Source organism: Streptosporangium minutum (assembly GCF_002149035.1).
GTDB classification, from domain to species: Bacteria; Actinomycetota; Actinomycetes; order Streptosporangiales; family Streptosporangiaceae; genus Streptosporangium; species Streptosporangium minutum.
In genome coordinates, this window is record NZ_NGFP01000125.1 from 1 (window position 1) to 13,002 (window position 13,002).

Genomic DNA, 13,002 nt, shown 5'->3' on the forward strand with positions numbered 1-13,002 from the left:
CAGCTCCCCCAGCCCCCACTCCGCGCGACGCTGCACCGGCTGGTACGGCGTGCGTACGGCCGGGTCCGGGCGAACGACCTGGGCGCGTTGCGGGTCGAACTGAACAACGTCGGCGTGGCCACCTACGTCCAGGCCGCCACCCCGCTGGACTACACGAACGCGGCGGCCAACGACACGCTGGAGAAATTGATCGCGGTCTTCGAGGACAAGGTCCCGTACGTCATGCAGGCGGGATCCCGGCAGCACCAGCCTCCGACGGGCGCCGGTCTGGCCGTGCTGAAGACCATGGTGGACGAGGTGACCGCCGTTTTCGACCAGGTCGCGGCGGGCCACGCCGACGCGCACATCATCGCCGTCTTCAACCTGCCGGACAACACCAGGCTGCCGGAGATCAAGAAGACGTTCACCGAAGCCTCGAAAGGGCTGAAACGCCTCCACGACAACCGGAAGCTCCTGCTGGACAACCGGGGTGAACTGGCCATCCAAGGCGCCGGCGCGGTGACCTCACCCGAGATATCGATCCTTCCCCATACGTTCACGGACGCCCGCACCGACGGCCGAGTCCGCACCCTGCTGCACGAGTCCTTCCACATCGTCAGCGAGAAGATCACCGATCACAACTACTTCGGCGCACCGGGCTTCGCGGCGGCCGACTGGCCGACCATGAGCACCAACGCCGACCACTACGCCGAGGTGGCCAGGCTCCATGCGGGCCTGAACCTGCCCGCGCCCGCGCCGCTCGCCGTGCTCGGCCCGCCGGCCGGCCCGGCCCTGACGCCTCCGCAGGATGCCAAGGTGCGCCAGGCGATGACGGAGGCGCAGGAGCGGCTCACCCGGGGCTGGGCCCGGTCGTTGTGGGTGTGGCAGAACATGGGATACGTGCAGCAGTACCAGAACTCCTACTGGTGGCGGGGCGAGGTGCCGTCCGAGCTGCTGCTCCGGCAGCTCATGCGGGAGTCGGAGCAGGTCTCGATGACCCTGCACTACGGGGCCGGGGGCCGCGCCACCACCCGGGTCGACGTCCCGCCGGTGCTTCCCATGATCACCGCTTACGATTTCTCGGTGATGGAGGAGGTCCTGGTCGACCTGCACCAGCTGGTGGGCTGGGGCCGCGGGCAGAACACCGTGCACGTGCTGCCGGCCGGGGCGCCCCTGCCCGCGGGGCACGCGGCCTACCTGTGGGCCGCGGACGTGACGAACGCGGCGACGCCGATGACCAATCTCGCCGACCAGCTCGTCGCTCAGGCCACCCAGTCGCCGGCCGACCCCTGGCTGCCGACCGCCGCCGCGCTCAAGACCCTCGTGGACGGCATGCGCGTCCGCTACGACCAGCTCTAGCCGGGTAAGAACGGCGAGATCCCGTCCGATCGAGATGATCGGCCGGGATCTCGCCGGCCTCCCTCAGGCCATCGCAGGAACGCCCCGGGCGGGATGTTCACGAGTGGACCTTCGCGGCCTGCGGTGGAAGAGGCGTTCGGGTGATCGCTTCCCAGCGCGACGGGCGGTGCGGACAGGGGAGGAGCACCCAGCCGTTGACCTCCGTGCTGTCCCACCCGCTCGATCACGAGTCCGCGATCAGAGTCGGCCAGGTGGCTCGGCTGCCGGGGGAGGACACCGTCCGGCAGGGCGTCGGGGCCGCCCACTGCCGCATCGATCGGCAGTTGTGGACGCGATCCGACCGCTCGTTCGCAGGGGTCGGTCACCAGGTGAATCCGCCGACATAGGTGTCGCCCCGCCAGACGACCCTGTGGGTGAAGGCACCGGCGGCCGTCGGGGTGAGGCCGACGCGGAGCAGCTCGTAGTCCTTGCCCCCGCACGGTCTGTTGCCGGCCACCGAATCGTTCTCGTTGTCCTTGCCGACCAGGAGATGCCGACCGGATCGGTCCAGCGCCATCGACACGATCTCGCCGCAACTCAGGGCGAGCACCGTGGCCACCTTCCGGTCCCCATCGTAGAGGAGCAGCTCGGACGGCTGCTCGTAGCTCCCCTGGCGCACCCGCAGGGTCCGGCCGTCCGGCAGAGGATGAGGGAGCGTATGGCTGCCGTTGTCGCGCGGCGCCCGGACGAGTACCGCCGCGGTCGGCGGGTCCGACGCAGGCAGCCGCACGTCAAGGGCGCCCTCCCAGGCCTTCACCAACTCCGGCTTCGGCGGGTACGTGACCCCGGTGAAGTGGAGGTCGCCGGGAAGCACCAGAGTGTGGGCGTCCCTCCAATAGAACCCGTACGCGGCCGCCCGCCATTCGACGTCGGGGTCGAGGACGCCGACGTAGGAGATCTGGTTGTGATCGCGGTCCTCGGTCCGGCGGCTGTAGGCGATGCGGCCCTCGGGCGACACCATGATCCGATCGACGCTTCCGTTCAGCCTGCCCGACAGCGCCTGGCCCAGCTTCGCCTGGCCGTCGGCGTCCACCGTCAGGCGGTGGACGCGCGACACGACGCCGCGCGGCGACCACGTGTCCTGGCCCTGCCGCAAGGTCACGCTCACCACGTACTCACCCGGCTCCCGGGTGGCAGCCACCGCCCCGATCTGGGTCATGCGCCTGCCGAGGTACGGCATGTACTCATGGGCGATGCGGCCCGTATCCAGGTTCACCGTCTCCAGATAGCCGCCGGTGAGCAGCGCGTACCGGGGGGTGCCGTCGTCCGCGACCGGTGGCGCCGCCAGTCGCTCCGGCAGGATCCGTACGGCCTGCACGACGAGCACGATCACCCCGAGCGCCGCGACCAGCCGCAGCACGGAGCCCCGGTCCGGGCGCACCCGCGTCCCGGCGGCGCCCGCGAACAGGATCATCGTCAGTGGCGAGATCACCCAGGCCAGGACCACCGGCAGGACTCGGAACGGAGCCGGGTCCGGCAGGCAGCCGGGCGGCGGCTCCACAGGCGGCCTGAGCACCTCCGCGGCGACCGCCAGCGCCTCGGGCAACGCGACGAGCCCGAACCCGAGAGCCGCAGCCATCAGGTGGACGCGGGCATTGTCGCGCCTGGCGACGAACAGGGCGATCATCACCAGGAGGAACGGCCCCGCCAGATACAGCGCGCCCGCGACTGCCTCCGCCACTTCGGCGGCTGTGCGGCGGACGGGACCCACCGGGTGCAAGATCGGCGGCCCGACACATGTGACTCGCCGCGGCGGCGTCAGCACCTCCCAGATGATCTCCCATAAGGCGTACGAGGCCGCCAGCCACCACCAGAACACCGGGTGACGCCGCCGCGGCCCGAGAGGCGACGCAGAGAGCACGGCGGCCCGCCCTTTCTACCGGATCATCTCGAATGATCAAGGACCCTACCGGGCTGGACAAGCGGCGCGTACGGCTTCGATCGGGCACAGCAGGTTCCGCGCCTGAACCACGCCTAACGACAGAGCCCGTGGAGAGCCCGTCGCCTGGAGATCGGCACGGCGGGTTCGGCGAGAGGTCCGGGGAAACGGACCGGGAGTGATCCCGGCACCGCGCCCCGGACCTACTCAGCGAGCCGGGGTGAGTCGGAGCCCTGGAAGATCGCTTCGCGGGATGAAGTTGATTGTTTCCCGGGCCCCCTGCACGGAGTTGACCTCACCGGGACCGCTGAGATCCCGGTGTCGGGACCGGTCAGTCGTTGCGGGGTCTGCCGAACTCTTCGATCAGCACGGGATACTGCTCCCCGCCGTGTCCGGCGGCGATCGAGCGGTCGGCCATCGCTTTGATCAACTTCGGCAGTTCGGCGTTGACACCCACCGCCTCGCTCTCCTCGATCAGGTGTGCCATCGCCCGCACGTCGGTCTCCAGGGCCGACACCTCGGCCGGGAAGGAGCCGCTGTCGATCTGCTCGGCATACCCAGGCAGCCATTCGGCCACAGTGGCAGCGATCTGCTGCGCAAACGGCGCATACGTCGCGGCGTCGACGCCGGCCGTCCTGAGCATGGCAGTGCCCTGGAGCCAGGCGTTCAGGACGCTCCACATCATGGCGAGGCCGGCCACGTCGTACAAGGACGCCAGCCCGTGGTCCGCACCGAGGTAGGTGACGGTGCCGAGCGCGTCGAGCGTCGACCTGTGCGCCTCGAAGTCCGACTGCGGCCCGCTGTGCAGAATCACCGCCTCGGCCGTCCCGATCGCCGACGGGATGGCCATGATGGCGCCGTCCAGGTAATGGGCGCCGCGCTGCTCGGCCCATCGGGCGGCTTCCCGGGCCTGGGCCGAGTCGCCCGAGGTGAGGTTGATCAACATCGTGCCGGCCGGCTCGATGTCGCTCGCGCCGAGCAGTTCGTGCATGACCTGGTAATCGGTGACGCAGATGATCGTCAGGGAACCTGCCTTGAGCGCGTCGCCGACCGTCGGCGCTAGTCGTGCGCCCTCGGCCACCAGCTGGTCGGCCTTGGAGGTCGTGCGGTTCCACACGGTTGTGGGATGCCCGGCTTTCAGGAACGCGCCGGCGAGCGCCCGGCCCATCAGTCCGAGTCCGATGACTGTCACGGGTGTATCGGTTCTGCTGTTCATGGCAGCATCGTCAACGTTGATACCGGTATGAAGGTCAAGTGAGGTTTCGATGCTGATCGGGGAACTGAGCCGCCGGACGGGCGTGAACGCCCATCAGTTGCGCTACTACGAGGCCCAGGGCCTGCTGAAGGCAGACCGCGGCGCGAACGGTTACCGCGAGTACGACAGAGACGCCGTGCTGCGGGTGAAGCAGATCCGGCACCTGCTCGGTGCCGGTCTGTCCTCTGAGGACATCGCGTACCTGCTGCCTTGTGCGGTCGGAGAGGCCCCGGAGCTACTCGGATGTCCCGAGTTGCTGGCAGCGATGCGGTCACGGCTACAGCGACTGGACGATCAGATGGACAGGCTCGCTCGATCCCGCGACGCTCTCGCCGGCTACATCGACGCGGCCGATCGAATGGCCGGCGAGAACTATCCCCCCTTTGACGATGCCGACCAGGAGCCCGTCCTCACCTGAGCCGTCTGCCGGGTTTTCGGCCAGGATCCCGGGAACCCCTTCCTGACCCGTTCGCAAGGATCTTCCAGGCGGTTGATGTGCCCCGAGTGCAGTGGGATCACCTCGCTGATGATCCGCCCCGCCACCAACCGCACAGCACCACGACGGCCGTTGGGTTTCGCACGCCCGCCGGTCGGTCCACACGCGCTCACGGCGGTCCACCACCAGCGCCCTCCGCCGTAGCCACCACACGGGCCGAAATCAGCCCGCCCAGCGGCCACAGGTCCTCGTAAACGAGGAGATCCCGCCCGATCAAGTGATCGGACGGGATCTCGTCAACCGTTCCTGAGCGGGCTCAGGAACGGCCCTGCTGTGGAGCTATGGGGATTCGAACCCCAGACCTCCTCCATGCCATGGAGGCGCGCTACCAGCTGCGCCATAGCCCCTTGCGACGCAGATCAAATCCTAGCCGACTTCGGACACCCCGCGCGCCATCATTCCGGCGACGAGGGCGACACCGGCGGACGCCAGGGCGCTCACGGTGATGATCGCGAAGGACAGGACGTAGGCGTCGCGGGACGGGAGGGTGGTCCCGGCGATGGTGATCGAGGTGAGGAGGGCGGCGGTGGCCGCACCGGAGACGCTGCCGCCGATGGAGCGGACCAGGGAGTTGATCCCGCTGGCGATGCCGCTCTGGTCCATCGGCACATGCTGTACGGCCAGCGCGCCCAGCGCCGCGTAGGCGATCCCGAACCCCAGCCCCTGCAACGCGTTGGCCCCGATCAGATCGAGCACCGAGGCGTTGAAGAGGGTGAACCAGCCGAATCCGGCCGAACAGAGAGCGGCGCCGAGGGCGAGGGAGTGGGCCGGGCCGAGGCGGGCGGACAGGCGCCCGGACATGAAGGAGGACACCAGCATGGTCAGGGTGCTCGGCAGGGCGTAGACGCCGACGTCGAGGACCGATCCGCCGAAGCCGTATCCGGCCGACGAGGGCGTCTGGACGAAGCTGGAGATCAGGGTGAACGAGCCGAACATCGCGAAGCCCAGCAGCAGCGAGGCCAGGTTGGCCGGCAGCGAGCGGCGGCCGACGAGCAGGTGGAGCCGGACCATCGGCGCCCGGAGCCGGAGCTGGCTGAACACCCACACCGCGCAGAGCGCCGCCGCGCCCGCGAACAGGCCGGCGACCCGTGCCGAGCCCCACCCCCAGTCGTTGCCCTTGGAGATCGCCAGCAGCAGGCAGACCAGCCAGAGGGAGAGCAGCACCGCGCCGACGAAGTCGGGACGGCCTCCGGCCCTGGCCCCGGTGTCGTGGGCGCTCAGCGCGATGAGCACGAGCGCCGCCGCGGCGAGGGCGGCGGTGATCCAGAAGACCGGGTGGTGGCTGGGGGTGCGGTCGGCGATGAGCCCGGTGACGATCATGCCGAGGTTGCCGCCGACGCCCATGGTGGCGCTGACCACGCCGATGGCCGTCATCACCCGGGTACGCGGAAAGCTGTCCCTGATCATGCCGATGGCCAGCGGGATCAGCGCCGCCGACGCGCCCTGCAGGGCCCGCCCGGCGATCAGCACGGCCAGGGAGCCGGACAGGGCGCAGATCACCGAGCCCACGACGAGCAGGCCGACGGTGAACAGGATCATGCGCTTCTTGCCGTACATGTCCCCCAGGCGGGACAGCAGGGGCGTGGCGACCGCGCCCGCGAGCAGGGAGGCGGTGAAGACCCAGGTGACCTCCGCCACCGGCACGCCCAGGGTGACCATCAGCCGGGGCAGCAGCGGGATCACCACGGTCTGCTGGACGGAGACGACCATTCCGGCTGTGGAGAGTGCCAGCAGCGTCAGCCAGAGCTGCCTGCCCTGCCGTACCGCGTTCGGCTCGGCGACGGCTACTTCTGCCACAGACCACCCCTTTGCCGCCGACTTTGGCAATCAAATGGTAGATCGTATGAAGAAAACACCATCGGCCGGGTCATGTCACGCCAGGGACACCGTGATACGTCTTTACTCCTATGGCCACCGAGCGCTTCGAGGAACACCGAGACCTGCTGACCGCGGTCGCCTACCGCGTCCTGGGCACCGTGACCGACGCCGAGGACGTCGTCCAGGAGGCCTGGATGCGCTGGTCGGGGGTGGACACGGCCAAGCTCGAGGATGACCGGGCCTACCTGATCAGGGTGACGACCCGGCTCTCCATCGACCGGCTGCGGCGGGTGAGCGCGCAGCGGGAGTCCTACGTCGGGCCGTGGCTGCCCGAGCTGGTCGGCGCCGTGCCCGACGCGGCCGAGCACGCCGAGCTGACCGCCTCGGTGGAGCTGGCGCTGCTGGTGGTGCTGGAGACCCTGTCGCCCCTGGAGCGCGCGGTGTTCGTGCTGAGGGAGGCGTTCGCCCTGCCGTACGCGGAGATCGGCGAGATCATCGGCCGCGCCGAGGCGACGGCCCGGCAGCTCGCCCGGCGGGCCAAGCAGCACGTGCGGGAGCGCAGGCCCCGCTTCGAGGTGGACCGCGCCGAGCGGCGCAGGCTGACCGAGCGGTTCATCGACGCGGCCTCCGGCGGTGACCTGGACGCGCTGACCGCGATGCTCGCCCACGACGTGTCACTGGTCGGCGATGGCGGCGGGAAGGCCAAGGCCCCCCTCCGGGTCATCACCGGCGGCGAGAAGGTGGCGCGCTTCCTGCTCTCCGCCGCCTCGTCCCGGGGCGCGCGCAGGTTCCTGGAGTCGCTGGGCGCCGGCCCGGCCGCGGACATCGAGACGGCGGTGGCGGATGTCAACGGCGCACCGGCGGCCGTGGTGACCGCCGGCGGACGGCCGGTCTCGGTGTTCTCCCTGGTCATCCAGGACGGCCTGATCCAGACCGTCTTCCTGGTCGCCAACCCGGAGAAGATGGCGCGCCTGTGATGTCACGGATGCCCCCGCCGGACGCGTCGTGAGGGCATGACACGAGAGATAACCATCGTCGGCGGCGGGCTCGCGGGGCTCACCGCCGCCATCGCGTGTGCCGAGGGCGGCGCGCGGGTCACCGTCCACGAGGCGCACCGGACGCTCGGCGGGCGGGCCCGGAGCACCGCCGCGCCGTACATCGCCAACGACGGCACCCACGTCTTCTACTCCGACGGCGCGCCGTGGCGCTGGATGGCGGCCCGGGGACTGGTCCGGCCCTTCCGCAGGCCGGCGCCCGGCATGCTCGCCAGGGCCAGATTCCGGCACGGCGACCGCCTCACCGCCAGGCCGCCCTGGGCGCTGCTGAGCGCGATCGTCGCCAGGCGGCGGCTGCGGGCCCCCGTGGAGGAGGACTTCCGCACCTGGGGCACCCGGCACTTCGGCGAGGAGGGGACGCGGGCGGCCTCGGGACTGGTCGGCGTGATCACTTACGACGCCGATCCAGGGCGGCTGTCGGCGGCGTTCGTCTGGGAGCGGCTGCTGCGGGCCACCGCCCCGCGATATCCGGCACCGCGGTACGTCGTCGGCGGCTGGCAGCGGGTGGTCGACCGGATGGCCGCCCACGCGCGGGGGCTGGGCGTGCGGATCGAGACCGGCGCGCGGGTGGACCGCCTTCCCGAGGACGCCCCGGTGATCGTGGCGACGTCGCTGGAGGCCGCCAGGACGCTGCTGGGCGATGAGTCGCTGCGCTGGGAGAGCGGCCGGGCGGTCCTGCTCGACCTAGGCCTCACCAGGCGTCCCCGGGACCTCTTCGTCGTCTCCGACCTGGACGAGGGCGGTTTCCTGGAGCAGTACACCCTGCCGGACGCCTCGCTCGCACCCGCCGGGCACGCCCTGTTCCAGCTGGAGATGCCGTCACGGCCGGGCGAGTCCAAGGCAGGCGCGATCGCCAGGGCGGAGCGGCTGGCCGACCTCGGGCTGCCCGGCTGGCGGAGCCGGACGACCTGGCGGCGGGAGGTCACCGCCGGGGGCCGGACCGGGGCCCTGGACCTGCCCGGACTGTCCTGGCGGGACCGGCCGGCGATCGACAGGGGGCACGGTGTCTGGCTGGCGGGGGACGCGGTCGCCGCTCCCGGCCTGCTCAGCGAGGTCTCCACGCACAGCGCGCTGGCGGCGGCGCGGTTCGCGCTCCAGGCGGCCGGACGCCGGCGCCTCCTGCCGGCCCGGCCGTAACCGCTCGATGAGCCGTCATCCACCGTGGACGGTCAGGCGGGCGTCACGGGGGACACGAAGATCTCCGATGTGGTGTGGCCCCGCCACGTCGGAGATCTTCGCTGTAGATCACGTCGGTCAGGACGTCCGGCCCACGACGGTGTGCATGGTCAGCTCGGAACCGTCGCCGGACAGCTCCAGGGTGGCGGTGACCGAGCCGAGCCGGGAGGTGCGCGACAGGTGCGTGCCGCCGCACGGGATGGCGACCTCGCCCTCGGGCAGGCCGCAGTGCCAGGTGCGGCGGGCGGTCAGCTCGGCACCGGGGCTGTCGATCCAGACCGGCGCGTCGGCCGCGATCCACTCCTTGAGCCGGTCGTTGACCCGCTGGGCGATCTCCGGCAGGTCCTCGGCGAGCCCCTCGGCGGTGAAGCCCTTGCGACGCAGGGACTTGCCCAGGCGGTAGACGTCCCGGCTGCCGTCCGGCAGGATCCGCGAGGAGGTGATGGCCGTCTGGTCGAAGTCGGGACGGCCGAGCCCGTCGGCCGGGATCTCCTTGCGCCACCGGTCGGCCAGCGCCGCGTTGAGCGCGAGCGCGGTGAGATGACAAGCGGTGTGCCCGGCCGACAGCGCGCGGCGCCTGGCCTCGTCCACCACCAGCTCGACCTCCCGGCCCGGCACCGGTCCGTCGGTGACGTGGACGACCAGCCAGTTCCAGCCGGGGGTGCCCCGGCGCACCGGGATGTCCTCACCGAGACGGACGGTCTCCCCGCCCTCCTCCACCGCCCCGGTCACGCAGTCGACGACCGCCAGCCCGCCGATCGTCCCCTCGTCGGCGGGCTGGTCCGGCCAGGTGTGGTCCAGCGGGTGGAACGGGGTCTCGGCCACGATCGTCCCGTACCGGTCCCCCACCGGTACGGCCCCCACGACCGCGGAACGCCCCCGAACCTCACCTGCCGGATAACTGACCAGCGTCGACCCACCGATTTCCATCCCCTCATCATGCCAGTACGGCTTGCGCCGCCCCCGAAGGGGCGCAGGCCGTACCGGAAAGGGGGAGGTCAGCCGGCGAGGGCCCGCTCGTCCTCCAGGTAGCGGGAGCGGCCGGCGTACCAGCCGGTCACGAGCTGCACCCCGACCACCGCGAACAGCAGCAGGAAGGGCAGCGTCCAGCCACCGGTCGACTCGTGCATCACACCGACGACCAGGGGGCCGGCGCCCGCGATGAGGTATCCGGCGCTCTGCCCGAAGGCGGACAGCGCGGCGGTGGCCTCCGGAGTGCGGGTACGCAGGGCGAGCATGGTCAGCGCCAGCGGGAAGGACCCCATCCCGATGCCGACCAGGACCGCGAACGCCCATGCCGGACCCGCCGGGCCCAGCCAGAGGCCGAGGAAGCCGACCGTGTAGAAGGCCACGAACGCCGCCACCACCGGCCGCTGGTCGGAGAACTTCGAGGCGATCCAGGGCACGACCATCGAGACCGGGATGCCGATCGCGGTGAAGACGCCCAGTACCAGCCCGGCCTGCCCGGTGGTGTAGCCGCCGTCCGTGAGGATCTTCGGCAGGAAGCCGAACATGATGTAGGCCACCATGCTCTGCGTGCCGAAGTACGCGGCGACCGACCAGGCGAGCTTGCTCCGGACCAGAGCCCGGGGTCCGAGATCGCTGCTGCCCGTGTCCCGCTCCGGCTCACTGCGCAACAGCGCAAGCCACGGAATGGCGGCGACAGCGGCCAGCGCCGCCCACACCCCGAGGGCAACGTGCCAGTTGCCGTCGGCGGCCCGCTCGATCGGCACCGTGGCGGCGGCCGCGAGCATCGTGCCCACCGCGAGGGCGGTGGTGTAGACGGTGGTCATGGTCCCGGCCCTGCCCGGGAAGTGGCGCTTGATCAGGGTGGGGATGAGCACGTTGCCCACCGCGCCCCCGGACAGCGCCAGGGCGCTGCTGAACAGGAACACCCCCGCCGAACCCACCATCGCGCGGATCAGCAGGCCGGCGCCGAGGGTGATCAGGGCGAGCAGCAGCAGCCGGTGCTCACCGATCCTCCTGGCCAGCGCCGGCGTCACCGCGCCGACCGAGGCGAAGATGAGCACGGGTAGTGTGGTGAGGAGCCCGACCCCCACCCCGGACATCCCCAGACCGGATGAGATGTGGTCGAGGACCGGTCCCACGCTCGTGACGGCGGTGCGCAGGTTCAGCGCGGCGAGGACGATTCCCGCCACAAGCAACCAGGCCAGGGATCCCGTCGTTCCACCGGTGCGGCCCCGGGTCTCCTGGGTGAGCACGGTCATGGGGGGTCAGTCCTCCTCCAATTGATTCACCCAATCGTAGGATGATTGGCTGACTGCAACTGTAACAGGAGTGAAACGCCACTTTGTTCCTGTCCTTCCGAACTCTGACAACGTGAAAGCCGGGCCACGCTCCCCTTTACAGGGCGTGACCCGGCTCTCCCACGCGTCAGAGGCGAGCCTCAGACGCGGAACCTCAGATGCGCGGCCCCGGAGCCGGCGGCGCCTCCTCGCCCGGCCGGCGTCCGGCGGGCGGCACGGGGCCGCTGCCCGGCGGGGGGAGCGGGGACTCCGGCGGGTACCCGCCGCCGACGGTGCGCGGGGGCGCCGGCTCGTCGAAGCCGTAGCCGCCCGCCGGACCGCCGGTGGGACGGTCCTCCAGGTTCAGGCCTCCGCCGCCCGCGCCCGGTCCGTAGTCGCCCGTGCCGCGGTCCTGCGGGCCGGGCACGTCGCCGCGCCAGGCGCCGGTCTCACCGCCGCGCGACTCGATGAACGTCTTGAAGCGCTCCAGGTCGCCGCGGACGCGCAGGCGGACGATCTGCAGCCAGTCACCGACGGTCTCGACGAAGCCCTCCGGGTCGTACTCCATCTGGAGCGTGACCCGCGTGGTCTCCGGGTTGAGGTGGTGGAAGGTCACCACGCCGGCCTGGTGCGGGCGCTCGACGGACTTCCAGGCGACCCGCTCGTCGGGGTGCTGCTCGGTGATGTCGGCTTCGAACTCGCGGCGAACCCCCGCGATCTCGACGACCCACGCCGTACGGGTGTCGCTCAGTTGCTTGACCGACTCGACGCCTTCCATGAACTCGGGAAAGCTCTCGAACTGGGTCCACTGGTTGTAGGCCGTCCGGATCGGGACGTTCACATCGACGGACTGTTCGATCGTGCTCACGACTCTGCCTCCCTCTTGTGGGTTCGGGGAGCAGACCTGCCCGAGGGGATCGGACCCTAACTATCTGCGGCGCAAAAGCCAGTAGAGGCCGAGGATCGGAAGCAGGAGCGGGATGAACACGTAGCCGCTGCCGTAGCCGGACCAGACCGTGGCGCGCGGGAACGCCTCGGGGTCCGCCATGCTCAGGGTGCCGACGATGAGCACCCCCGCCAGCTCGATGCCGCAGGCGGCCAGCGCCAGCCGCCTGTCGCCCCGGGCCAGTGCCACGGTGAGCACGACGTAGACCGCCGCGGCGAAGGCCGACAGCGAGTAGGCCAGCGGGGCCTCGTCGAAGCGCGTCGCGATCTGCACGGCGGCACGCGCCCCGGCGGCCAGGGCGAACACCCCGTAGACCGCCACCAGCGCACGCCCGGGCCCGCTGCCGATGGCCGGTTCGCTCATGCCGTTCCCTGCCAGATCTGCAGCAGCCGCCCGACCATGACGCAGACGGCGAAGCCCCCCACCGCGATCACGATCGCCCCCCAGCGCGAGCGCTCGGCGAGCCCCAGGAACGCCGCGGCGGGCGGGATCACCAGGGTGCCCGCGAGATAGCCGATGAGGGTCGGCGTCTCGTCCGGCCCCTCGCCCCGGACCATGCCGGCGACCGTGAACCCGGCCTGGACGAGCAGGCCGATCTCCAGCACCCCGAGCGCGACGAGAAGGACGGTCCCCATCGCCCGGTTCCGTGCGGCGGTCACGATCGCGGCCACGACGATCACCAGCGACAGCACGATCACACCGGTCGCGAGCGGGCCGATCATCGATACATCACAGGGGCGAGAGACATGAGCAG

The 13,002-nt window shown here is 71.0% G+C and carries 12 protein-coding genes and 1 tRNA gene; 4 read left to right on the plus strand and 9 right to left on the minus strand.

The genetic code is table 11. From position 1 onward, the window contains the following. Nucleotides 1-1,338 (plus strand): hypothetical protein (locus CA984_RS46415; protein WP_165781396.1); only part of this gene is annotated, 1,338 nt, incomplete at its 5' end. 361 nt (nucleotides 1,339-1,699) lie between these two features. Here the strand turns inward: CA984_RS46415 and CA984_RS25045 are convergent. Both CA984_RS25045 and CA984_RS25050 read right to left on the minus strand, forming a co-directional pair. Further along, on the minus strand, nucleotides 1,700-3,058 hold the full coding sequence (locus CA984_RS25045) for a hypothetical protein (RefSeq protein WP_086576001.1): 1,359 nt from the start codon (nucleotides 3,056-3,058) through the stop codon (nucleotides 1,700-1,702). Between the two features lie 529 nt (nucleotides 3,059-3,587). Next, nucleotides 3,588-4,472: an NAD(P)-dependent oxidoreductase gene (locus CA984_RS25050; protein WP_086576002.1), complete on the minus strand. Its 885-nt coding sequence runs from the start codon at nucleotides 4,470-4,472 to the stop codon at nucleotides 3,588-3,590. A gap of 49 nt (nucleotides 4,473-4,521) precedes the next feature. Between CA984_RS25050 and CA984_RS25055 the strand changes: the two genes are divergently transcribed. Continuing rightward, a complete protein-coding gene (locus tag CA984_RS25055; protein ID WP_086576003.1) occupies nucleotides 4,522-4,929 on the plus strand; it encodes a MerR family transcriptional regulator in 408 nt (135 codons plus the stop codon). Between the two features lie 352 nt (nucleotides 4,930-5,281). Here the strand turns inward: CA984_RS25055 and CA984_RS25060 are convergent. Both CA984_RS25060 and CA984_RS25065 read right to left on the minus strand, forming a co-directional pair. After that, a tRNA-Ala gene (locus CA984_RS25060) sits at nucleotides 5,282-5,354 on the minus strand. 19 nt (nucleotides 5,355-5,373) lie between these two features. Further along, nucleotides 5,374-6,804 (minus strand): MFS transporter, encoded by a 1,431-nt coding sequence (locus tag CA984_RS25065; RefSeq protein ID WP_086576004.1) that lies wholly within the window; start codon nucleotides 6,802-6,804, stop codon nucleotides 5,374-5,376. A 110-nt stretch (nucleotides 6,805-6,914) separates the two neighbouring features. Here CA984_RS25065 and sigJ point away from each other — a divergent pair, with 110 nt between their 5' ends. Further along, nucleotides 6,915-7,802, plus strand: coding sequence for an RNA polymerase sigma factor SigJ (gene sigJ / locus CA984_RS25070; protein ID WP_086576005.1), 888 nt, complete (start codon nucleotides 6,915-6,917; stop codon nucleotides 7,800-7,802). Between the two features lie 36 nt (nucleotides 7,803-7,838). Further along, complete coding sequence (locus tag CA984_RS25075) at nucleotides 7,839-9,017, plus strand: NAD(P)-binding protein (protein WP_086576006.1); 1,179 nt, start codon at nucleotides 7,839-7,841, stop codon at nucleotides 9,015-9,017. 117 nt (nucleotides 9,018-9,134) lie between these two features. Here the strand turns inward: CA984_RS25075 and CA984_RS25080 are convergent, their stop codons facing one another. The 5 genes from CA984_RS25080 to CA984_RS25100 all read right to left on the minus strand — a co-directional run bounded on the left by CA984_RS25080 (nucleotide 9,135) and on the right by CA984_RS25100 (nucleotide 12,970). Next, the gene (locus CA984_RS25080) at nucleotides 9,135-9,986 is read right to left on the minus strand and encodes an alanyl-tRNA editing protein (RefSeq protein ID WP_086576007.1); all 852 of its coding nucleotides are present in this window, start codon (nucleotides 9,984-9,986) and stop codon (nucleotides 9,135-9,137) included. A 68-nt stretch (nucleotides 9,987-10,054) separates the two neighbouring features. Continuing rightward, nucleotides 10,055-11,284 (minus strand): CynX/NimT family MFS transporter, encoded by a 1,230-nt coding sequence (locus CA984_RS25085; protein WP_086576008.1) that lies wholly within the window; start codon nucleotides 11,282-11,284, stop codon nucleotides 10,055-10,057. 193 nt (nucleotides 11,285-11,477) lie between these two features. Further along, entirely contained in the window at nucleotides 11,478-12,170 is a 693-nt protein-coding gene (locus CA984_RS25090) for an SRPBCC family protein (RefSeq protein WP_086576009.1), read from the minus strand. A 60-nt stretch (nucleotides 12,171-12,230) separates the two neighbouring features. Next, nucleotides 12,231-12,611, minus strand: coding sequence for a hypothetical protein (locus CA984_RS25095; RefSeq protein ID WP_086576010.1), 381 nt, complete (start codon nucleotides 12,609-12,611; stop codon nucleotides 12,231-12,233). Beyond that, the gene (locus CA984_RS25100; RefSeq protein ID WP_086576011.1) at nucleotides 12,608-12,970 is read right to left on the minus strand and encodes a hypothetical protein; all 363 of its coding nucleotides are present in this window, start codon (nucleotides 12,968-12,970) and stop codon (nucleotides 12,608-12,610) included. The genes CA984_RS25095 and CA984_RS25100 overlap by 4 nt, the downstream gene beginning before the upstream one ends. Nucleotides 12,971-13,002: the final 32 nt, after the last annotated feature.